The following is a 21,042-nucleotide window of genomic DNA, read 5'->3' as shown; positions in this document are numbered from 1 at the left end:
ATTAATTAGTAAAGGCGAGTAGTACGTACAGATTCGCGAGCCAATTTCTTTTGGTAGCGTTTAACTGCAGCAGCTTTTTTGCGCTTACGTTCTTGAGTTGGTTTTTCGTAGAATTCACGTTTACGAACGTCAGCTAAAACACCAGCTTTTTCGCATGAACGTTTGAAACGACGGATAGCTACGTCAACTGGTTCGCCTTCTTTCAACTTAACTTGTGGCATGTAAAATCCTCTAGATTATGGATAAGATCAAGCACACTATTGTGCCGGATCACAAGTGAAGGTCAGTATTTTACTCATTTACAACTCATATCACAAGTCTATAATAGCGATTGCAATATTTTGACTCATATAAAAGGCAGTTTTGATGATTGTTTTAGGCTTGGAAACTTCTTGTGATGAAACAGGGTTGGCACTTTATGATAGCGAACTCGGCTTGCGGGGACAGGTTCTTTATAGCCAGATTAAACTTCATGCCGAATATGGTGGGGTAGTACCTGAACTTGCTTCTCGTGACCATGTTCGAAAATTAATTCCTTTAATGAATCAATTGCTTGAGCAAAGTGGTGTAACAAAACAAGAGATTGATGCGGTTGCTTATACGCGTGGTCCCGGCTTAATGGGAGCCTTAATGACAGGGGCTTTATTTGGAAGAACTTTAGCTTTTTCTTTAAATAAACCTGCCATTGGTGTTCACCATATGGAGGGGCACATGTTGGCACCTTTACTCTCAAGTCAACCGCCCGAATTTCCATTTGTTGCTTTATTGGTTTCAGGTGGGCATACACAATTAATGGCAGCTCACGGTATTGGTCAATATGAGCTTTTAGGTGAATCTATTGATGATGCAGCTGGGGAAGCCTTTGATAAAGTTGCAAAAATGATGAGTTTGCCATACCCAGGTGGCCCTAATATTGCGAAATTGGCTTTAAGTGGTAATCCATTAGCGTTTGAATTTCCACGACCAATGCTTCACCAAGGTCTAGATTTTTCTTTTAGTGGTTTAAAAACAGCTGTTTCTGTGCAATTGAAAAAGTTGAATGGCGAAAACCGAGACGCAGACATTGCAGCTTCATTCCAAGAAGCAATTGTAGATACCTTGGTAAAAAAATCAGTAAAAGCCTTAAAGCAAACTGGACTTAAGCGTTTAGTTATTGCGGGTGGAGTAAGTGCAAATTTACGACTACGTGAACAGTTGGAAACTTCATTAGCTAAAATTAAGGCACAAGTTTATTACGCAGAACCTGCTCTTTGTACTGATAATGGGGCAATGATTGCTTTTGCAGGCTATCAACGCTTAAAAGCAGGCCAACATGATGGTTTGGCTGTAACCACAACACCACGTTGGCCAATGACTGAATTGTCTATTCCTGAGTAAAACTATTCGTCTTCAAAGGCCTGTTGGTTTTCAATATCTATATATTCGATATACCCACGGCCTTGAACTTCTTTACCGAAATAATTGCCAGTGAATATATAGCCACTGGCATAACCTCGCCCATGACCGTAGCGGAGTGGGCAGTCAATTTCTGCCTGAATATTTAAAATAATTTGTTTAGCTTCATTTCGAGCAATCCACGAAAAGAATTTAGGAAGTCGCATCTTTTGCCCAGTTGGTGAGATGTAATCATCAACTTGGTGAGAAATAATATCAAAACTGACATCTATATAAACTTCTGCGGGTCGATCAAGATATCTAATATGCAAAGAATAAGCTGCTGTCTGACCGGCAATATCTGCTTTGGTAAGAAGAAGTTGAGTGGTCTCATTTAAATTGATAATTTGATAAGTAAAAAAATCAAGCGGCAGTTTATAGGCTTCAGGAATAAGTTTATCTGCGATGGAATGAGCTCCAACTGCTCGAGCATATTCATAAGTGCAGAGTCCCTCACTTTCAATACGTTCTGCTTGATAGGTTAGGAAACCTTTAAACTTTGCCAACAAGCTAAAATGATCATAAATCGGTGTTTTTATAAACCATGAAACATGGGAGGTAACATCAATGTCAAAGTCGAAATCAAGCCCCTCATAATGTCCATTAATGTGAATTTTTGGGAATTTTCCTTGAATTGAGATTTCTTGACCTAGTTCGATTAAGCTTCCATCTTCATTAATTTTTGTATCTTCAGGAATGATATAAGCCTTAAGCAAAGCTTTTTCTACTGCGGCTGTACTTGAAAAGAAAGTCGCAGTTTTTCGAGGATTTCCATAAATTATGTCATCATGATCAAATGCAAGAGCACCAGGTGTGCCTAATAAAATCATAATATTTAAATAGCGATGCGGCTCGGGCAAAAGTGGGAAAAAGATACCGTAATGAGTCCAGCTATAATATTTTCCATCGACTCGGGGCTGGATAATATGAGACTGAGAAAAAGGAAGAGTTGAGTATTTTTCTGCTTTATCTATAACACTTTGCGCGAGCAATAAGCTTTGACCTAAAACTTTGCTGCCTATAGAAATTTTGGGCAATTGTTTTTTCATATATAAACCTAAATGAGGATAGGACTATCTTTGTTTTAGGTTATGAAAAACAACTATCAAAACTAAGCGGTTTTCAGGCCAAAGCTAAGGCTTTGCGGGACATTTTGTTTAATTGTTAGACAGTTCTTTTAAGCCATTTAAACCAATCCAGTGCTTAGAAAACTGATATGCAGCACGTCCTGAACGTTGACCACGCATTTGACACCAACGTAAACTTTCAGCACGAACTTCATCATTAAAAACCATGTTTGCTTTATGAATGTAATGCTCCACGATTTCTAAATATAAATTCTGGTCCATAGGGTAAAAAGATAACCACAAGCCAAAACGATCTGATAAAGAGATCTTTTCTTCAATCGCTTCTTGTGGGTGTAACTCAGTATATTGTGGTACATCGACCTTGGTTACAGGCGTATTCTCATGCATAAATTCTGGTAACAAATGACGACGGTTACTGGTTGCATAAATAATAAAATTACTTGAACCAGACTGTAATGAACCATCCAATACACTTTTTAAACTACGGTAATTTTCATCTTCAGCATTAAACGCTAAGTCATCACAATACACGATGTATTTTTCAGGTCGGTTTTGAATGAGTTTCTGAATTTTAGGTAAATCTGCTAAGTCATCACGCTCAATTTCAATTAAACGTAATCCTTGCGGGGCATACTCAGTCAATAAAGCACGCACAATAGATGACTTTCCTGTACCACGCGAGCCTGTTAAAAGCACATCATTGGCTGGTAAGCCATTTAAAAATTGCAAAGTATTTTGAATGATTTTTTCTTTCTGACGTTCAATGCCTTTTAAGTCATCAAGATAAATATTTTTCGGTGTGTGGATGGCTTTAAGTTGTTGATTTTCCCATCTAAAAGCAGGTGCAGTAAAATCTGTCTCTTCTCGAGGTTCAGGTAAGACCTGCTGTAGCTGATTTAATACAAGTGATAATGTTTGAACTAAATTCTCTGGTAAATCAATGGTAGCCATGGTTAATCAATCATGTTAAACAGTAATTTACTAGGATACTAACACCGAAATTAACAGGCTGACAAAAAACTTATTGCCTATACACTTTATCGGTTTTGCAATTGATTGAAATGTTCAGACCGAGCATAGTGTTGTCATGTCTATTTAGTAAAATCATCTGTGAAGATGAGGACGAAATATGTTTGAAAAATTACGAAGTGATATGAATCCACATCAGGCTTACCGTATCAAAAAATTACAACGTCAATTAGACATGGCTGAATCTTATGAAGAATGGAAGTCTTTTGCATTAAAACTAGATGAAGAAACAGGAGTGCAAGAGTGGAAATTTGATAATAGTTCACCTTACTTCGATGCCGAGCTCATTTCTTATCGGTATACCTTACTCAAAAGATATCGCCAGCAACATCGAACGCTAGATCTTATTTATTTACTCAAAGAAGGTCTAACCTACGATATTGCAAATATTGGCCATCCTATGTTGTTTGCTGCAACTCATGTGGGAACGAAAAAGTTAATTGAAGATTATATTGAAGAGGTGAGCCAAAGCTTGGCCTATATTGCTTCAAGTGAATGTATTACTTTCCAAAGAAAAGAAAAAATTGAGTTTTTTGAAAATTGTGAAAAAGCATATGGCCAACCAGCCCTTATGTTCTCAGGTGGAGCAACTTTAGGTCTTTTTCATACTGGGGTATGTAAGGCTTTAATTGAACAAGATTTAATGCCTAAAGTGTTGTCTGGCTCAAGTGCTGGGGCAATTATGACGGGCATGCTCGGAACTTCAGCCAGTGAAGATGTTCAAAATTTATTAAATGGAGAACAATTCTTTAGTGATGCTTTTCATTTTAGAAAACTTCGTGAACTCATTAAAGGAAATGGTGGAATTGCCGATGTGCACTATTTGAAAAAATTCCTTGTTGAAAATCTGGGGGATCTCACATTTGAAGAGGCTTTCAAAAAATCTGGTTTAAACATTAATGTGGCAGTTGCACCGTATGATGCAACAGAAAACCCGCGCATCATGAATGCCATTATGACGCCTAATGTTTTAGTGTGGAGCGCAGTGTTGGCTTCTTGTGCTGTACCTGTATTATTTCCACCCGTACGTCTAACTAGCAAACGATATGACGGTGAACACACGCCTTACATGGCAAACACAAAATGGGTAGATGGCAGTGTAAGAAATGATTTTCCACAAGAAAGAATGGCACGGCTTTATAATTTAAATTACACCATCGCCAGTCAGGTGAACCCACATATTGTTCCATTTATGCAAAATGATGCAGACCGCTTTCGTAAAGACGTTTTAAGTTGGCCTGAACGGATTTTAAGACGTCAAGGTAAAGTATTATCCATGGGACTTATGGACTTTACACGTCAAAGACTTGGTTCTATTTCTCCGATTAGACGATTACTTGATCATGGCTATGGTGTAATGGGGCAGCGTTATTATGGCGATGTGAATATCATTGCTAAATATGGCTTGAGTCACTATACCTATACTTTGCAAAACCCACGTCCACATTTGTTTAAACGCTTACAGCGAGAAGGGGAACGTGCGACTTGGCCAAAAATTTCTTCGATTGAGACCCATGCTCGTATTGGCAAGACGATTCAACATTGTTTAGAAGTTTTACGTTTTGAAGAAAAGCAACAACAGCCAGACTCTTACTATGCTGAAGCATGATTTTGCTTCGCATATACAAGGCTTAAAAAGTGTGACAAAACCTGTGAGTGCCGCTTTAGGGCGGTATCTATGGACATGCAGCATAGATAATAAAGACTATTGGTTAAAATATCATTTACCTGAAACAGATGTTCAAAGTGAGCAAGATTTCATTCATGAGCAATTGTTTTACGAAGAAATTACTCATAAGAAACCTGCGTGGCTTTTACCTCATAACTTAATTGAAGTTAGTGCTATTTCTCAATTAAACCATTCTTTAGGTAGGGTTTTAATTTTACCCAATACTGATTTGTGGTTTGGTTCATTGTCTCATGAAACGGATTTAACTGATGTATATCATGCGATTTGGTCCGCACTAGATAAGCTCGCTGAACTCCACGAACTTGGTTGGATTCATGGAGATATTAAGAAAGAACATTTTCGAAAGTTTGAGCAAAATGCTTATTTGATTGATTTTGAGAAAGCCCGACTTATATCGAGCTCAGATTTAAGAATGGATGCTACACCACGATATATGGCTCCAGAGCTGTTTAGAGGCGATTTTAAGGATATACAAAGCGATTTATACGCATTTGGTATCGTTCTATATGAATGGTTAACTCAAACTCGCTTAGAAGCAGGAAGTTACTATGATTGGGCAGTATTGCATTGCCAAAATTTAACCATTCAATTACCGACACAACTTATGAGTTTTTATCCATTACTTTCGGGTTTATTGCAAAAACAACAAAAAAATAGGTTTGCAAACGTGTTTGAAGCGATGAATTGTTTAAAAGCCCATTCAAACTTATAAAAATCATTGATCTAGTATCTGTATACAATTTACACGGTCAGTTTTTTTTAGAAAAAAAACACTTGTCACTGTTAGATCTTATCGCTAATATACACAGCCATCGGGGGCGTGGCGAAATTGGTAGACGCACTGGATTTAGGTTCCAGCGCCGCAAGGTGTAAGAGTTCGAGTCTCTTCGCCCCCACCACTTTAAGTTAAAACTTAAAGTTAATGTAGATGTTAAGTCATCTATGTTTTGGAAGAGGATTGGTGTAATGGTAGCATGACGGTCTCCAAAACCGTTCGTCAAGGTTCGAGTCCTTGATCCTCTGCCACATTTATTTTAAATAAATGTCCCAGATGGGGGCGTGGCGAAATTGGTAGACGCACTGGATTTAGGTTCCAGCGCCGCAAGGTGTAAGAGTTCGAGTCTCTTCGCCCCCACCATTAAAAGAAGCAAGACGATGTTCTTGCTTTTTTTATGATTAAATCATTAGTTGTTTAATCATAAATATAGAGGATTGGTGTAATGGTAGCATGACGGTCTCCAAAACCGTTCGTCAAGGTTCGAGTCCTTGATCCTCTGCCAATGATTTAAAAATGAAGCTCCTGTTTAGGAGTTTTTTTATTGCCTGAATTTCTAAAATTCAAATTATTTAAAGTCTTTTTTATATTTCTATTCAGTCATCTCATGCGTCCTAAGCGCTGATCTTTCTATTCTTCAACATTTTATCTAATTGGATGTAAGGTATTGGTTCGGTAGGGAATATGCTAAGTTTTTAGTGGCACTATTAAGTTATTGTTTTTGGGTTTTTTATTATAATTTATAAAATTTTTCTCATAAAAAGCTTGAATAGAAATTTATTTCATGTATCATGTTCTTAACTAGAAAAAAGTCTTGTTAGTAAATCTTCTTTAAAGTATCGTAGTTTTAGTCATAATCCTTCGTTTTTTAAGATCTTAACTCAATTTGTTATTCTTTTTTCAAAGTTATGTTAGTGTCATTATTAAATGATACTAAAATATTAGAAATCAGTAGGATATATCATGTCTAATACAGTAAGCGGTACAGTAAAATGGTTTAACGAAACTAAAGGTTTCGGTTTCATTCAACAAGACAATGGTCCAGACGTGTTTGCACACTTCAAAGAGATCTCTGGTTCAGGTTTTAAAACTTTGCACGAAGGTCAACGTGTAACGTTTACTGTTACTCAAGGTCAAAAAGGCCCAAATGCTGTAAATATTATTCCACAATAATATTTCAGTAAGAAAAAAAGCACTATTTAGTGCTTTTTTTATTTTAGTCTTATAAAAGAAATTTTATTGTTCTTTTACAGGCTATAAAAGCCCTCTCACTAGAGGGCTTTTTTTGTTTTATATCTAATCATTTGTAAGTCTGATAACTTTCGTTATTCTCTTACCGGTGGTTTGTTTGGAATAGATATTAAGTGTAGGGATGAAATATCAATTATCAGGAAGAAATATATGTTAGATTGAAAAATCTTTAGATAAAGAAATTTTATATTTCACGGAATTGTTAATGAACGTTCGCCTGTGTTATGCCAGTCAACGAAACGAAAAAAATGAAGATTTATTGCAAGATTTACGTGATATTTTAACAGAAGCTAGAAATTTTAATGATTTGAATCAAATTTGTGGTGTGCTCTATTATGCTGATAATGCTTTTTTTCAATGTTTAGAAGGCGAACAGGAGTTAGTGGAGCGATTATTTGAAAAAATTAAAGATGATCAAAGACACTACAATGTTAAATGGTTGTGTACATATTCCATCGAGAAGAACTTTTTTCAGCGTTGGTCAATGAAATATGTACAGCGTAATACAAATATTGAATCTTTCTTTTTAAATATGGGAGAAACTAGTTTTAATCCCATTTGTCTTGATGAGAAAAATTTAAAAATTTTCTTAAATGAATTATTAAGTGCTGAACAAAGCAAAGTTAATGTGGTTAAAAAAGTAGGTATGGTTAAGCGTGGGGTGAACCCTTTTTAGCTATAACGCCGAAATGGATGGTCTTGAATTTAGGAATCATTTTGGTCATCACTAGATAGACAATGACTGAACTTGCGAGCATCCATATTACCTCTAGACTTTGACTAATTACAAACATTGCCCAGTAAAAAAAGCTAAATAAGGCGAGACATAGTCCGCTACCTTTGAAATACCAAGTAATAAATATTCCAAAAAGTGCTGAAGAGAGCAGAAGATTAATCGTCTCGTTCATTCCAAGGTAGTTAAAGAAAATAATCATTAAGCATAAAGCTAACATTGATAGTAAATATACAAATATATTTTTTGCAATAAACATTCTCTATACCCTATCTGATGATTAAAAAAGATCTTTCCTCTGTTTCCAGAGGAAAGATAGTACATATTAATTTTTTGAGATTCTTTTTCTATTATTAAGAGTATTTATATTAATAAAGATAACGTTGCCGTTTCTCCAGATCTCTTCATTAATACTCAGCTTTCTATTTAATAGTAAAGAGTGCTTATATGTACTGAAATTAATTATAGGAAAAACAATTGTTTATGTTGTACGTTTCAACTTACATAATTGTGAGAAATTGCCTACATTTGTATAAAAAATAGACGAAATTTACAAAGCAATATTGTTGAAAAAATTATATTTAACATATAGTTATTGTATTTTATTGTTAAGATAAGCTTTACATAAATAACAAAAAGCAACATGTGTTGTGAGGGAGGTATGTTTCTAAAAATAAAAGTCATTAAGTTATTAAATGAATATTCAGTAAAAGTTATTTTAAGAAATTATAAAAACAAGTAATTATTAATATGAAAAACTAATAATTAAGAAGATCCAATAATCCTCTTTTAAACTGAATACGATTTCATCTATGTATAAAATTTGCCAAGCAGGCTACTAAACCAAATATCAAAGCACTGACTCCAATAATTTGAAAGAAGATTGATAAACTTGCATTAAAATATAAGACAGAGATACTTCCAATAACAGCAGCAATGATCATTCTGATCGTACCTGCTAAAAGAGGACCTAATAATCGTTTTGAACCTTGGCCGGCAAAATAAAGTGCCATACCAATACCTATCGCACCATAAAAAGGTGCAACATGCTGCAAGTAATTTGTTCCAGTCTGAAGAACAGATGGATCATGACTAAAAAAACCAAGCCAAATGGAGGGAAAAATACTAAAGAAAAGTCCTATTGAACCAGTAATAAGAAACGTAATGAAAACCCCGATCCATGTTATGCGGCGTGCTCTTTGAAATTGTCCAGCTCCATAATTAATACCAACCATGGTCATAATTGCTGAACCGATACCGAACATAAGTGGAACTTGTATGTAGTCTAATCGAGACGCAATACCGTACCCAGCAATTGCATCAGATCCAAATTGACCAACTAAGGTAGTTATGAGGACAACAGTTAAATTGAGTTGAATTATTCCAATAGCGGATAGTGAACCAATACCAAGAATATCTTTGAACAACTTAAAATTGATGGGTTTGATCGATAATTTGATAATACTATGCGTTGTTCGCATGTGCTTAATTAAGCATATGATGGCAAAAATATAATAACTTAATACAGCGAGTCCAGCTCCGGCTACGCCAAATGAAGGAATGAATCCCCAGCCAAAAATGAAAATAGGTGATAGAGGTAAAAGTAGCACTCCACCTAGAAGTGTTATGCGAGCTGGGGTTTTTGTATCACCTGCACCGCGTAAAGCTGCTGAGAGTAAGGCCACAGCCCATATGAGAGGTGAACCAATAAAAATAATATTGGAATATTTTAGAGCGGCGTTCAAAGCTAAGCCCGTAACCCCCATTAAGTGGTAGATCATGGGGGCAGCGCTGAGCATAACAATACTAAAAATTCCTCCCAAAAGGCCAGCAAGAATGACACCATGCCAGACAAGGGAGTGGACATCTTCTGATTGACCTGCTCCAGAAGCTCGAGCAATTGCTGAGGCTAAACCTCCACCAAATCCGCCATTTGCTAGCATTTGCATGAGCATAAGAATGGGGAACACAACGGCTACACCCGCCATTACATTAGTTCCCAGAGAACTGACAAAATATGTCTCTAGTAATCCAATTAATGTTTGTACGAGCAGAACAGCTATGGTTGGTAACGCCAGTTTCAGCATTACTTGGATAATTGGGCCGCTTAAGATGGCATGATTTAAATCGGGTGTACCTAAAGACTGGCGTACGGATTGTTCTCGCATAACAGATTCTCGTTTTATGAATTACGTGCCTACCACTGCAATAGGGTTGTCTTAAAACTTTTGAGGTTGCCAGCCGCCACCTAATGATTTGTAAACTGCGACAGCTGCAAGTGCTGAATCAGTTTGTGCTTGAAGTTTTCTATCTGAAAATTGCAAAGCATTTGAATGTGCTTGTAATACTTCTATTCGACTGTTAATCCCTTTTTGATAGGCGATTAAAGCGATTTTCTGTGCATGCTTTAATGCATTTTCTCCATCTTGAAGAGCCATTAACTGTTCTTGTTGTTTGGACAAAGTTGATAATGAGTTTTCTACATCTTCCGCTGCATGTAAGACTGCTAATTGGTAGGCTGCAAGCTTTTCGGCTTCTTGTCCCTTAGCTAAGCGAATTTCTGCATTAATTCGACCAAAATCAAATAAGCGCCAACGCAAACCTAATAAACCAGCAGCTTGATTTGCACCACTTGAAAATAAGTTTCCACTTGCTGTGGTTGCACTACCTATCAAACCGCCTAGAGAGACCTTTGGGTAATATTCTGCAATCGCACTGCCAATGCGTGCATTTGAAGCTGCCAGTTGTCTTTCAGCCATGATGAGATCTGGTCGTCTACGTAAAAGATCACGAGGTGTTCCAGTTTCTGTAATCTGAGGAATAACGGGAATTGGTTTTACTTCTGCTAGTTCTGCTCGGTGAGTTCCCGGTACGGTTCCAAGCATGACGTCGAGGGCATTCATAGCAATGTCTAGATTCATTCCAAGAACAGGAACAACAGCTTGAACTTGAGCGACATTTGCTTTGGCTTGTTTGACCTGAAATTCGGAAGCTAATCCTTTGCTGTATAAAAGATTAATCGTTGAAAGAAGTTGTTGTTGGGTTTGTAATTGTTGATGGGCAATATCTAGTCGAGATTGTAAGCCGCGAATATTAATATAGATATTGGCAGTTTGAGCTGCAACCATTAAACGGATGGCTGAGGCTCCTGCTTTTGAAGACTGATAATTTGCAAGAGCAGCTTCACGATCTCTGCGAAGGCCTCCAAAAATATCTAACTCCCAAGTTGCACTTAAATTTGCGTCATAAGAACTACCATGTCGGTCAAAATCTGGCATTGAATTTAAAACTTGCCCCAATGGTGTCTCAACAGATTGGTAAACTTTAGCTGCTTGTGCGCCAACAGTACCTATTGGTTGTAAAGAGGCATTAGCTGCCGATAATCCTGCCTGAGCTTGAGTCACTCGAGTATATGCTTGGGTCAAATCAAGATTTTGTTTTAACGCTAATGTGACATAGCGAGTAAGTTGAGGATCGTTAAAACTTTGCCACCATATGGCAATATCTGCTTTGCTAGTGTCATTTGATGAGTTTAAGGGTGTGCCAAGGTATTGCTCGGGTAGAAATATATGAGGGCGTTTATAATTAGGACCTACGGTACACGAAGTAAGAGTACTTACGATGATGGGTAGGAGAACGATAGATCTAGATAACATATTTCCCCCGTGACGAGATTTTGAACAATAGTTTAATTGTGACTATAATACAAATTGGTCACTAGTTGTCAATATCATTTCGCAAGAGTTAAACTGCCACTTTCAGATAAAGGTTTAAATTGAAAATATGAGTAAAGAAAAGAGTAGTTATCCTGTTTCAAGGCGAGGACCAGAAGATCATGATGTAAGAGATCAAATCCTGAGTGCCGCTACAGAGCATTTCAGCCGATATGGGTATGAGAAAACTACAGTTTCTGATCTTGCAAAATCTATAGGTTTCTCTAAAGCTTATATTTATAAATTTTTTGAATCTAAACAGGCAATTGGCGAAATGATATGTGCCAATTGTTTGCGTGAAATTGAAGATGAAGTTAATACAGCTATTAATGAAGCTGAATATCCAGCTGAAAAATTAAGAGTGTTATTTAAAGTAATTGTTGAAGCAAGCCTTCGTTTATTTTCTCAAGACCGCAAGCTCTATGAAATTGCCGTTTCTGCTGCTTCTGAGAAATGGGATGCTACAATCGCTTATGAAAATCGAATTCTTAAAGTAGTACAGAACATTCTTCAAGAAGGTCGCCAATCAGGTGATTTTGAAAGAAAAACTCCAATTGATGAAGCAGTTAAGGCTATTTATTTAGTCATGAGACCTTATCTACACCCACTACTTTTACAACATAGTATTTCATATAACACCGATGCTCCAGTCTTGCTTTCTAGTCTTGTACTGAGAAGTTTATCGCCATAATAGATTTGTGACTATTGACTAAATTGGTCACTTGATTAAAAATGAGTCTCCTGATTAATTTCTTAAGGGGGGCTCAAATATGCTTTATCGTCGCCTTATTCCGTTTACAGCAATATGTATATTTCCTTTTTTCTTGCTCGGTTGTGCTGAAAATACGCAATCTGACCCCCGTACTTCGGCGCCGTTAGTACGAATCGCAACTGTACAAGATAAAATCACTTCCGATTCAAGAGCATTCACAGGCACGATAGGGGCACGGGTAGAAAGTGATCTGGGTTTTCGTGTTTCTGGTAAAGTCATCAAACGATTTGTTGAAGCAGGCCAAACAGTAAAGCGCGGTCAGTTACTGATGCGTATTGATCCGGCCGATTTAGAACTTGCTGCCAAAGCCCAACAAGAAGCTGTGGGTGCAGCCAGAGCCCGAGCTGAACAAGCAGAGAAAGATGAAGCCCGATATCGTGATTTACGTGGAAGCGGGGCTATTTCTGCTTCTGCCTATGATCAGATTAAAGCAGCAGCGGATACGGCGAGAGCGCAGCTCAGTTCGACTCAAGCTCAAGCTAGGGTTGCATTAAACGCGAGTCACTATGCCGATTTAATTGCGGATGGTGATGGTACGATTATGGCAACACAGGTCGAACCAGGTCAGGTTGTCAGTGCGGGTCAAACAGTCATTCGCTTAGCTCATTCTGGTCAAAGGGAAGCAATCATTCAGCTTCCAGAGACATTACGTCCTGCAATAGGGGCTATTGGTCAAGCTACACTCTTTGGTAAAGAAAATATAAGTGTCCCAGCTAAACTTAGACAGTTATCGAATACTGCAGATCAACTCACTCGTACTTTTGAGGCACGCTTCGTCTTAGAAGGCGATTTAGCAAATGCTCCTTTAGGTTCAACGGTTACTGTACGTATTGCCAATCAAAATCAGAGTTCACAACATTTTTTACAAGTGCCAGTCAGTTCCTTACTTGATAAGGGTAAGGGCGCTGGAGTCTGGGTAATTAATGGAAAAACTCAGAAAGTAACGTGGCGTCCCGTTGTTGTTAAACAGCTTGATGATGAATATGCCTATGTCACTGGCAATATTCAAAGTGGAGATCGAATTGTTGCTTTAGGTGCGCATTTGCTTCGAGAAGGTGAATTGGTACGTATTGCATCACAAGCGAGTCATCCTTCAGTTGGAAATGAAGGAGACCACTCATGAGTGAGAAAGGTTTTAACTTATCAGCCCTTGCTGTACGTGAACGCGGTATCACGTTATTTCTGATTTTTTTGATTTCAATTGCAGGCATCGTTGCTTTTTTCAAGTTAGGTCGAGCCGAAGATCCAGCTTTTACAGTGAAGGTGATGACCATTGTGACGGCTTGGCCAGGGGCAACTGCTCAAGAGATGCAGGATCAAGTTGCTGAAAAAATCGAAAAACGTATGCAAGAGCTACGTTGGTACGATCGAACAGAAACCTATACCAGACCAGGCTTAGCTTTTACGACACTGACTTTACTTGATAGTACGCCACCATCACAGGTTCAGGAGGAATTTTATCAAGCAAGGAAGAAAGTAAATGACGAGATGGGTAACTTACCTGCTGGTGTAATTGGACCACTCGTTAATGATGAATATGCAGATGTAACTTTTGCTTTATATTCATTAAAGGCAAAAAATGAAGCGCAAAGATTATTAGTACGTGATGCAGAAACAATTCGACAGCAGTTACTTCATGTACCGGGCGTAAAAAAAGTCAACATTATTGGTGAACAATCTGAGCGTATCTATATTGAATTTTCGCATGAGCGCTTGGCGACACTTGGTGTAAATCCACAAGATGTCTTTGCTGCGCTGAATAATCAGAATGTGCTTACACCCGCGGGTTCAATTGAAACCAAAGGTCCTCAAGTTTTTGTCAGATTAGATGGTGCTTTTGACAAGTTACAAAAAATTCGTGACACCCCGATAACGGCTCAAGGTCGCACCTTGAAATTGTCAGATATTGCGACGGTTAAACGCGGCACTGAAGATCCTGCAACATTCATGATTCGTAATGGTGGAGAGCCAACCTTACTGTTGGGCGTGGTGATGCGCGAAGGATGGAATGGATTAGATCTTGGTAAATCATTAGAGAAAGAAGTTGGTTCCATCAACGAAGATTTACCTCTTGGCATCAGTTTAAACAAAGTAACTGATCAAGCGGTCAATATTAGCTCATCGGTAGATGAGTTCATGATTAAGTTCTTTGCAGCATTACTTGTGGTTATGTTTGTAAGCTTTATTAGCATGGGATGGCGCGTTGGTGTCGTGGTTGCTATGGCTGTACCACTCACATTAGCTATTGTTTTTGTAGTGATGTTAGCAACGGGTAAAAACTTTGACCGAATTACACTTGGCTCTCTTATTCTTGCTTTAGGGCTTTTAGTTGACGATGCCATTATTGCGATTGAAATGATGGTCGTAAAAATGGAAGAGGGCTTTAGTCGTGTTGCAGCCTCCGCCTACGCATGGAGTCATACAGCAGCACCAATGCTTTCTGGAACATTAGTCACCGCTGTTGGGTTTATGCCAAATGGTTTTGCTCGATCTAGTGCGGGTGAATATACCAGCAATATGTTTTGGATTGTTGGTATTGCACTGATTGCTTCATGGATTGTTGCAGTAGTTTTCACTCCTTACTTGGGTGTGAAAATGTTGCCTGATTTTAAAAAGATTGAAGGCGGCCATACTGCAATTTATGACACACCACGATATAACCATTTCCGTCAAATTCTTGAACGTGTGATTGCACGTAAATGGCTTGTTGCAGGCAGTGTTATCGGGTTATTTGTTTTAGCCGTAGGCGGAATGGCATTGGTGAAAAAACAATTTTTCCCAATCTCGGACCGACCTGAAGTGCTTGTTGAAGTACAGATGCCTTATGGTACATCGATTACACAAACAAGTGCCGCGACAGCAAAAGTTGAAACTTGGTTATCTAAGCAACATGAAGCAAAAATTGTGACATCGTATATTGGTCAAGGTGCGCCACGTTTTTATTTTTCGATGGGGCCAGAGTTACCAGATCCAGCCTTTGCCAAGATTGTGGTACGAACTGACAATCAAGAAGAACGTGAAGCGTTAAAACACCGTTTAAGACAAGCTATTTCAAATGGGCTTGCGACTGAGGCGCAGCTACGTGTAACACAACTTGTGTTTGGACCCTATTCGCCATATCCAGTGGCTTACCGAGTTTCAGGCCCAGATCCAGAAAAATTACGTGCGATTGCAGCTCAGGTTCAGCAAGTTATGAATGCTAGCCCAATGATGCGAACTGTAAATACAGATTGGGGAACTCGTGTACCAGCTTTGCATTTCACATTGGAACAAGATCGTCTACAAGCAGTTGGTCTTACATCAAGTTCAGTTGCACAGCAATTACAGTTTTTGTTAACGGGTATTCCAATTACATCTGTACGCGAAGATATTCGTACAGTGCAAGTGATTGCTCGTTCAGCAGGCGATATAAGACTAGACCCTGCAAAAATTGGTGATTTCACACTCACGGGAGCAAATGGACAGCGTATTCCTTTAGCACAAATTGGCAAAATTGAAGTACGGATGGAAGAACCTGTCATCCGCCGTCGAGATCGGGTGCCAACAATGACCGTTCGTGGAGATATTGCTGAAGGATTACAACCACCAGATGTATCAACTGCAATTACCAAACAGCTTCAACCAGTCATCAAAGATTTACCAAAGGGTTATCAGATTGTAGAGGCGGGTTCCATTGAAGAGTCTGGTAAAGCCACTAAAGCCATGCTTCCTATTTTTCCGATCATGTTAGCCATGACTCTACTCATTATCATTCTTCAAGTGAGGTCTATTGCTGCAATGATTATGGTGTTTTTAACCAGCCCGTTGGGATTAATAGGTGTGGTACCAACGCTTCTGTTATTTCAGCAGCCCTTTGGCATTAATGCATTAGTCGGGTTGATTGCATTATCTGGAATTTTGATGCGTAACACGCTCATCTTAATTGGTCAGATTCAGCAAAACAAAGAAGCTGGGCTTGATCCGTTGAATGCAGTGGTTGAGGCCACAGTACAACGCGCCAGACCTGTAATTTTGACAGCTTTAGCAGCTATTTTAGCTTTCATTCCTCTGACTCACTCTGTGTTTTGGGGAACGCTTGCTTACACACTCATTGGCGGAACGCTTGCAGGAACCATTTTGACTTTGGTTTTCCTGCCAGCAATGTATTCGATCTGGTTCAAGATCGGGACTAAACCAGCAGTTTAATGATCAAATTTTCAAAATTAAAAAGTTATTGGAGTTCATATGTCAAACTCAAAAGTGGTTGTAATTACAGGTGTTTCATCTGGTATTGGGCAAGTGACGGCAGAAAAATTTGCTAAACTCGGCCATAAAGTTTTCGGTACAGTCAGAAATAAAGTCAAAGCTCAACCTATAGAAGGCGTTGAGCTTGTTGAGATGGATGTGTCAGATGAAGACTCTGTCCAACTCGGGATTCATTCTATTATTGATAAAGCTGGGCATATTGATATTTTGGTTAATAATGCTGGAGTAAGCTTAATTGGTGCAGTAGAGGAGACCTCGATAAAAGAAGCAGAATTTTTATTTAACACCAATGTATTTAGCATTCTTCGTACCACACAAGCGGTATTGCCTTATATGCGAATACAGCATTATGGAAGAATTATAAATGTTAGTTCAGTATTGGGTTTCTTACCTTCACCGTATATGGGGTTATATTCGGCTAGTAAACATGCGGTTGAAGGATTGTCTGAGTCTTTAGATCATGAGCTTCGCCAATTTGGCATTCGTGTATCCATTGTTCAGCCCTCATTTACTAAAACCAATTTAGATAAGAATACCCCTTTAGTAAGTTCTAAAATTCCTGAATATGACAATGAGCGTGATCTCGCTACTCGTGCAGTATTGAAGCAGATTGATCAAGCACCTCAGCCCGATAGTGTGGCTGATACAATTGTTACCGCGGCACTCAGTGATTGGCAAATGCGCCGTACCCCATCTGGACAAGCATCTTTGTTAAGCAAGTTGCGCCGATTTATGCCGAGTGGACCAGTTGATAAGAGTATTAGAAAGACTTTTGGTTTGAAGTAAATCACGAGTGATTTTTGCATAAACCCCAAGTGCAAATTTTGCACTTGGGTTTTTTTTATATGCTCTTATTCAATTCTAATGAATAGCTTTTATTAATTAAAAATGCTTTTAAAAATATTAAATGAATCTATCTTTATAATTTTTTTAAATTTCAAAGAATTGTTTTATTTATTTTTTATGAAAGTCACATTGTAGGTTATCTAAGAATTAAAAACTTATTTGTAGTGAAATTTTGAATAAATAAAGATTTTTTAAGCGGGCAGATCAGCGCTTTTCGGTTCATGATTCCATAAATTAAATATACATATTCTTGCGACGAGCCAACTAGTGCAAAAAGCTGGTTTTGATGATCAATACCAATCAGTATTTCATTACTTAAATTTAAAAAATCAAAGGGCGATGCATTTTTTTTCGCCTCAATAGGTACATTAAAATATTCAAAAGTTTTTTTGATATCAAGTAATGAGTAATAAAAATCTTTTGAGCTTTTAATTGTTTGTAAGTAAATGGCAATATGATCTACATCTATTTGTTGATTGTGTTTTGTAGCAATTGCTGAAGCAATAATAAAAGCGATATTTGATGTCGTATCTGACTTTATCGAGCCCACTTTAAGCTTGGAGACAGGGTTGTGAATATTGTCAGGTATATTTTTAACAGTAGCTGAGCACATATTTATTGACCTATAGACTGTGGTAGCTTGGGTTGTATTCAGCCCTGCTAATAATGATATAAAAATGATGAGTTTTTTTAATTTAAGCATCATATAAATGTTTCTATGCCATTTTTACCTAGCAAAACTTTAAGTTTCCGTAGCAGTTTTTAATGCCTACCTGTCCAGAGTCGAGAGGATTAATAATTAACTCTCGACCAACTAATCCTCCTAGTGCTTCCCCAAGTCCTACATCAATTCGCTGTTGTGTTTCGATATCAGTGAGTAAAACTTTCGGTAAGGAAAGCCACCATCCAGGTTGAGCAGCTACAGTATTTTCGAAGCTACCAGAACTTATTTTTTGCCACTGGATAGCTTGCTTTTGTAAAGACAGTGATGTGTCACTAGTAGGAATTGTTCCTGCTGTATCCTGGGCGAGTAAAATTTCATGAAAACCAGAAAGAGGATAATCTTTTAATGTGGCATTACTTAGAGTTAAACCTAAAGGTAGATCTAAGATACCTAATAGTCTTAGTGGACCAGTTTTAGCGACTACATTATCTAGCGTTGCTGATGTAGCACGGTTAAGAATAAGCGGTTTGTTATAATCATTAATATGTGCTTCTGTAGAGATCAATCCATTTTCAATCACTACATTCTTCAGAACGGTATTCGTAAGCGTTAAATTCAAATCCCCAGATAAAGAGTTAATTCCTCCTGTGTCATCAGCTAATGTTGTTAAATCTGTATTTGATCCCAATCCAAGTTTGCCTAATATGCCTAATGCCCCAAGGCGAAAGCCAACAATTTCTCGAGTAGAAGCCTTGTCCGGCGATTTAATAGCAAACTCGATAAAAGGATTAGTAATAACGGCATCTGATCCTGCATAGCTACCATTTACGGGAAGGATACCTGCTAAGCTAATATCTTCAATATCAATGTCACAACCCACTCCTTTAACTCCACCGCAACCTAACTGTAAACGTTTAATATTTGCATTTAACTCTACTTGTGCTTCCATTCCGAGACGATAAAAACCTACATCTGTATTTGGATTACCATTTTGATTAGCTGCAATATTGGTTAGATTAAATAAGGCTTGACCAGTTACATTAGCTAAACTTTTATCATTTAAGGCATTGAGTTCGGCGTTTACAAGAGAGCTGACCAACATTAATGGTATTGTAAATAAGAAAGCCTGTTTTATACTTCTGAGATTATTCATATCAGTTCCTTTGCTTAAAGATGATTAGACTCAAAAGCAAGCTAAAAATTTACTTTATGAGTCCAAGCTCTTTTGCCTTACAGCCTTATTGTTTAAGTGCGAATTTTAGGTAATTGTTTTGTTTAAGCATTTTTACTGAACAAAATAGGATTTATTCTCTTTGGAGGATAAAACTACAAGCAAAAGCATAATGTGTTCAGTGCCCACATTATGCTTACAGTATGTGTGCGGTGTCAACATGTCTTTAAAGCAATCAGAAAACTTAAGTCAAAAATCAAATTATCATCATGGAAATGTACGTGAAGAATTATTAAATGCAGGGCTGGTTCATTTAGAAAATAATGATGCAGAAAGTCTAAGTTTTAGGGAAATGGCAAGGCAAATTGGCGTAAGTGCTAACGCGGTATATCGACATTTCGAAAGCAAAGATAGCTTTCTGGCTGCATTAGCAGCAAAAGGATTCCAACTTTTACAAGAAGAACAAAATCAGGCTATACAAATGGCTGATTCTCAAATTCAAGCATTAAAAATATTTGGTTTAACATATATAGATTTTGCAAAAAATCATCGGAATCTCTTTGCTTTGATGTTTAATCCTGACTTACAAAAAAATGAAATACCCGAGTTAAAAGAGGCCGCAGACAGTACATATGCTCGGTTGCAAAGCTTAACGGCTTCAATTTTGGGTGTAAGCGAAAATGATACTCAAGTTGAAGTATTAGCGATGTTATGTTGTAGTCTAGTACATGGACTATCTCATCTTTTACTGGAAGGGCGTTTAGCTGAATCTGAAGAAAAGGCTAATAATTTAGTTTTATTAATTATGAATTATGCTACAGGTTTACTAGCTTCTTCGGCAGAGATAAAGTCTTAATTTATTCTATATCTGAAGTCTAAAAAAAACAGCCTAGATTTTACTAGGCTTCATAAATCACGACCACGTAGTGATTACCTATGCGCGGCCATGAACATGGCGACGGCTGATTTGCAATAGGATTCGATTTCGTTATCGTCGTTTGCTTTGGTTTCATCGAAGCGTGCAATCATCAAGAGATCACATCCTTTAAAAAGCGCGGCAAACATTCGCGCAGATTGATGAGGATTAGGCACGTTCAGAAGCGCTTTTGTATGTAATTGACACAGCATGGCCTCGATTTGGGCAATGACATGGGTAGGGCCAGCTTCATAATGGAGTTTGCTTAATGATTTTTGATTTGTTTTGTCGGCTACAATCATAGCCTCGACACTGCGAACATCTGAGCTTAACAATGTACGCAGTAGAGATGATCCCACAGCCATAAGCTGTTCTTCGGCCGAACCTTGGATTCCTTCAAAAAGAGTTTGTGGTGCAAATTGTTGGCATCGGGCTAATATTGCTGAGCTGAAAAGGGCTTCCTTGTTCTCAAAGTGCCGATAGATACTGAGTTTCGATATCTTTGCTTTTTGGGCGACTTTGTCCAATGTTGCTGCTTGAAAACCCAATTCGACAAAAAGTTCATACGCAGCATCGACTATCGTTTGGGCTAATGCTTGATTTACTGGCCGACCGCGCTGACTTCTTTTTTCTTCGCTCACAATAATTACAGTCCTTGACAGTATCTTAAATAATGAATTAGGATACCACTAAGTATCCAAAATGTGCAAACCAT

19 protein-coding genes and 4 tRNA genes are annotated in these 21,042 nt (G+C 37.9%); 14 read left to right on the top strand and 9 right to left on the bottom strand.

Translation table 11 applies throughout. The features are described from left to right. Nucleotides 1–5: 5 nt before the first annotated feature. On the bottom strand, nucleotides 6–221 hold the full coding sequence (gene rpsU / locus ACS125_RS16670) for a 30S ribosomal protein S21 (RefSeq protein ID WP_001136722.1): 216 nt from the start codon (nucleotides 219–221) through the stop codon (nucleotides 6–8). Between the two features lie 145 nt (nucleotides 222–366). On the opposite strand from rpsU, the gene tsaD reads away from it, so the two are divergent. Then, nucleotides 367–1,377, top strand: a complete 1,011-nt coding sequence (gene tsaD / locus ACS125_RS16665) for a tRNA (adenosine(37)-N6)-threonylcarbamoyltransferase complex transferase subunit TsaD (RefSeq protein WP_005306952.1) — start codon at nucleotides 367–369, stop codon at nucleotides 1,375–1,377. 2 nt (nucleotides 1,378–1,379) lie between these two features. On the opposite strand, the gene ACS125_RS16660 is transcribed toward tsaD, so the two are convergent. Continuing rightward, complete coding sequence (locus ACS125_RS16660; RefSeq protein ID WP_443273434.1) at nucleotides 1,380–2,483, bottom strand: DUF6670 family protein; 1,104 nt, start codon at nucleotides 2,481–2,483, stop codon at nucleotides 1,380–1,382. Nucleotides 2,484–2,591: 108 nt separating this feature from the next. Beyond that, on the bottom strand, nucleotides 2,592–3,473 hold the full coding sequence (locus ACS125_RS16655; protein ID WP_151963191.1) for an ATP-binding protein: 882 nt from the start codon (nucleotides 3,471–3,473) through the stop codon (nucleotides 2,592–2,594). 178 nt (nucleotides 3,474–3,651) lie between these two features. Between ACS125_RS16655 and ACS125_RS16650 the strand changes: the two genes are divergently transcribed. The 8 genes from ACS125_RS16650 to ACS125_RS16615 all read left to right on the top strand — a co-directional run bounded on the left by ACS125_RS16650 (nucleotide 3,652) and on the right by ACS125_RS16615 (nucleotide 7,943). Next, on the top strand, nucleotides 3,652–5,160 hold the full coding sequence (locus tag ACS125_RS16650; protein WP_443273432.1) for a DUF3336 domain-containing protein: 1,509 nt from the start codon (nucleotides 3,652–3,654) through the stop codon (nucleotides 5,158–5,160). Next, complete coding sequence (locus ACS125_RS16645; RefSeq protein ID WP_443273430.1) at nucleotides 5,147–5,953, top strand: protein kinase domain-containing protein; 807 nt, start codon at nucleotides 5,147–5,149, stop codon at nucleotides 5,951–5,953. Before ACS125_RS16650 ends, ACS125_RS16645 begins: the two co-directional genes overlap by 14 nt. A 102-nt stretch (nucleotides 5,954–6,055) precedes the next feature. Then, a tRNA-Leu gene (locus ACS125_RS16640) sits at nucleotides 6,056–6,140 on the top strand. 53 nt (nucleotides 6,141–6,193) lie between these two features. Further along, nucleotides 6,194–6,267 (top strand) — tRNA-Trp (locus ACS125_RS16635). 27 nt (nucleotides 6,268–6,294) lie between these two features. Next, nucleotides 6,295–6,379 (top strand) — tRNA-Leu (locus ACS125_RS16630). A 68-nt stretch (nucleotides 6,380–6,447) separates the two neighbouring features. Next, nucleotides 6,448–6,521, top strand: a tRNA-Trp gene (locus ACS125_RS16625). A gap of 458 nt (nucleotides 6,522–6,979) precedes the next feature. Continuing rightward, on the top strand, nucleotides 6,980–7,189 hold the full coding sequence (locus ACS125_RS16620; protein ID WP_003650775.1) for a cold-shock protein: 210 nt from the start codon (nucleotides 6,980–6,982) through the stop codon (nucleotides 7,187–7,189). Between the two features lie 283 nt (nucleotides 7,190–7,472). After that, nucleotides 7,473–7,943 carry an AnBLUF65 family BLUF photoreceptors gene (locus ACS125_RS16615; protein ID WP_174760069.1) on the top strand — a complete coding sequence of 157 codons (471 nt, stop codon included), beginning with the start codon at nucleotides 7,473–7,475 and terminating at the stop codon, nucleotides 7,941–7,943. Here the strand turns inward: ACS125_RS16615 and ACS125_RS16610 are convergent. The 3 genes from ACS125_RS16610 to ACS125_RS16600 form a co-directional block, all read right to left on the bottom strand. Next, the gene (locus ACS125_RS16610; RefSeq protein ID WP_443273427.1) at nucleotides 7,918–8,259 is read right to left on the bottom strand and encodes a hypothetical protein; all 342 of its coding nucleotides are present in this window, start codon (nucleotides 8,257–8,259) and stop codon (nucleotides 7,918–7,920) included. The genes ACS125_RS16615 and ACS125_RS16610 overlap by 26 nt on opposite strands. Nucleotides 8,260–8,806: 547 nt before the next feature. Continuing rightward, a complete protein-coding gene (locus ACS125_RS16605) occupies nucleotides 8,807–10,168 on the bottom strand; it encodes an MATE family efflux transporter (protein ID WP_443273425.1) in 1,362 nt (453 codons plus the stop codon). Nucleotides 10,169–10,219: 51 nt separating this feature from the next. Beyond that, on the bottom strand, nucleotides 10,220–11,656 hold the full coding sequence (locus tag ACS125_RS16600) for an efflux transporter outer membrane subunit (RefSeq protein ID WP_443273423.1): 1,437 nt from the start codon (nucleotides 11,654–11,656) through the stop codon (nucleotides 10,220–10,222). Between the two features lie 127 nt (nucleotides 11,657–11,783). Here ACS125_RS16600 and ACS125_RS16595 point away from each other — a divergent pair, with 127 nt between their 5' ends. The 4 genes from ACS125_RS16595 (at nucleotide 11,784) to ACS125_RS16580 (ending at nucleotide 17,516) form a co-directional block, all read left to right on the top strand. Continuing rightward, complete coding sequence (locus ACS125_RS16595; protein WP_443273421.1) at nucleotides 11,784–12,404, top strand: TetR/AcrR family transcriptional regulator; 621 nt, start codon at nucleotides 11,784–11,786, stop codon at nucleotides 12,402–12,404. A 79-nt stretch (nucleotides 12,405–12,483) separates the two neighbouring features. After that, the gene (locus ACS125_RS16590) at nucleotides 12,484–13,608 is read left to right on the top strand and encodes an efflux RND transporter periplasmic adaptor subunit (protein WP_443273419.1); all 1,125 of its coding nucleotides are present in this window, start codon (nucleotides 12,484–12,486) and stop codon (nucleotides 13,606–13,608) included. Next, a complete protein-coding gene (locus ACS125_RS16585; protein WP_443273417.1) occupies nucleotides 13,605–16,670 on the top strand; it encodes an efflux RND transporter permease subunit in 3,066 nt (1,021 codons plus the stop codon). Before ACS125_RS16590 ends, ACS125_RS16585 begins: the two co-directional genes overlap by 4 nt. A gap of 39 nt (nucleotides 16,671–16,709) precedes the next feature. Then, nucleotides 16,710–17,516 carry an oxidoreductase gene (locus ACS125_RS16580; protein ID WP_443273415.1) on the top strand — a complete coding sequence of 269 codons (807 nt, stop codon included), beginning with the start codon at nucleotides 16,710–16,712 and terminating at the stop codon, nucleotides 17,514–17,516. Between the two features lie 196 nt (nucleotides 17,517–17,712). On the opposite strand, the gene ACS125_RS16575 is transcribed toward ACS125_RS16580, so the two are convergent. Both ACS125_RS16575 and ACS125_RS16570 read right to left on the bottom strand, forming a co-directional pair. Then, nucleotides 17,713–18,189: a hypothetical protein gene (locus ACS125_RS16575; protein WP_443274012.1), complete on the bottom strand. Its 477-nt coding sequence runs from the start codon at nucleotides 18,187–18,189 to the stop codon at nucleotides 17,713–17,715. Between the two features lie 118 nt (nucleotides 18,190–18,307). Next, nucleotides 18,308–19,393 carry a hypothetical protein gene (locus tag ACS125_RS16570; protein ID WP_443273413.1) on the bottom strand — a complete coding sequence of 362 codons (1,086 nt, stop codon included), beginning with the start codon at nucleotides 19,391–19,393 and terminating at the stop codon, nucleotides 18,308–18,310. Between the two features lie 238 nt (nucleotides 19,394–19,631). Here ACS125_RS16570 and ACS125_RS16565 point away from each other — a divergent pair, with 238 nt between their 5' ends. Then, nucleotides 19,632–20,267 (top strand): TetR/AcrR family transcriptional regulator, encoded by a 636-nt coding sequence (locus ACS125_RS16565; protein WP_004791317.1) that lies wholly within the window; start codon nucleotides 19,632–19,634, stop codon nucleotides 20,265–20,267. A gap of 74 nt (nucleotides 20,268–20,341) precedes the next feature. Here ACS125_RS16565 and ACS125_RS16560 read toward each other — a convergent pair whose 3' ends face one another. Beyond that, the gene (locus ACS125_RS16560) at nucleotides 20,342–20,968 is read right to left on the bottom strand and encodes a TetR/AcrR family transcriptional regulator (protein WP_004791318.1); all 627 of its coding nucleotides are present in this window, start codon (nucleotides 20,966–20,968) and stop codon (nucleotides 20,342–20,344) included. Nucleotides 20,969–21,042: the final 74 nt, after the last annotated feature.

It is taken from the genome of Acinetobacter sp. PFS20 (assembly GCF_052261015.1).
GTDB lineage: Bacteria > Pseudomonadota > Gammaproteobacteria > Pseudomonadales > Moraxellaceae > Acinetobacter.
The sequence above is the reverse complement of the archived record's forward strand: the minus strand, read 5'-3'. Positions and strand labels throughout refer to the sequence as shown.

What these genes read in the sequence shown, in the direction of transcription:
- ACS125_RS16595 (WP_443273421.1), top strand. Translation starts at nt 11,784, where the DNA reads ATGAGTAAAGAAAAGAGTAGTTATCCTGTTTCAAGGCGAGGACCAGAA.
- ACS125_RS16645 (WP_443273430.1), top strand. Translation starts at nt 5,147, where the DNA reads ATGCTGAAGCATGATTTTGCTTCGCATATACAAGGCTTAAAAAGTGTG.
- ACS125_RS16565 (WP_004791317.1), top strand. Translation starts at nt 19,632, where the DNA reads ATGTCTTTAAAGCAATCAGAAAACTTAAGTCAAAAATCAAATTATCAT.
- ACS125_RS16590 (WP_443273419.1), top strand. Translation starts at nt 12,484, where the DNA reads ATGCTTTATCGTCGCCTTATTCCGTTTACAGCAATATGTATATTTCCT.
- ACS125_RS16605 (WP_443273425.1), bottom strand. Translation starts at nt 10,168, where the DNA reads ATGCGAGAACAATCCGTACGCCAGTCTTTAGGTACACCCGATTTAAAT.
- ACS125_RS16660 (WP_443273434.1), bottom strand. Translation starts at nt 2,483, where the DNA reads ATGAAAAAACAATTGCCCAAAATTTCTATAGGCAGCAAAGTTTTAGGT.
- ACS125_RS16585 (WP_443273417.1), top strand. Translation starts at nt 13,605, where the DNA reads ATGAGTGAGAAAGGTTTTAACTTATCAGCCCTTGCTGTACGTGAACGC.
- ACS125_RS16655 (WP_151963191.1), bottom strand. Translation starts at nt 3,473, where the DNA reads ATGGCTACCATTGATTTACCAGAGAATTTAGTTCAAACATTATCACTT.
- ACS125_RS16610 (WP_443273427.1), bottom strand. Translation starts at nt 8,259, where the DNA reads ATGTTTATTGCAAAAAATATATTTGTATATTTACTATCAATGTTAGCT.
- ACS125_RS16650 (WP_443273432.1), top strand. Translation starts at nt 3,652, where the DNA reads ATGTTTGAAAAATTACGAAGTGATATGAATCCACATCAGGCTTACCGT.
- ACS125_RS16620 (WP_003650775.1), top strand. Translation starts at nt 6,980, where the DNA reads ATGTCTAATACAGTAAGCGGTACAGTAAAATGGTTTAACGAAACTAAA.
- ACS125_RS16615 (WP_174760069.1), top strand. Translation starts at nt 7,473, where the DNA reads ATGAACGTTCGCCTGTGTTATGCCAGTCAACGAAACGAAAAAAATGAA.
- rpsU (WP_001136722.1), bottom strand. Translation starts at nt 221, where the DNA reads ATGCCACAAGTTAAGTTGAAAGAAGGCGAACCAGTTGACGTAGCTATC.
- ACS125_RS16600 (WP_443273423.1), bottom strand. Translation starts at nt 11,656, where the DNA reads ATGTTATCTAGATCTATCGTTCTCCTACCCATCATCGTAAGTACTCTT.
- ACS125_RS16580 (WP_443273415.1), top strand. Translation starts at nt 16,710, where the DNA reads ATGTCAAACTCAAAAGTGGTTGTAATTACAGGTGTTTCATCTGGTATT.
- ACS125_RS16575 (WP_443274012.1), bottom strand. Translation starts at nt 18,189, where the DNA reads ATGTGCTCAGCTACTGTTAAAAATATACCTGACAATATTCACAACCCT.
- ACS125_RS16570 (WP_443273413.1), bottom strand. Translation starts at nt 19,393, where the DNA reads ATGAATAATCTCAGAAGTATAAAACAGGCTTTCTTATTTACAATACCA.
- tsaD (WP_005306952.1), top strand. Translation starts at nt 367, where the DNA reads ATGATTGTTTTAGGCTTGGAAACTTCTTGTGATGAAACAGGGTTGGCA.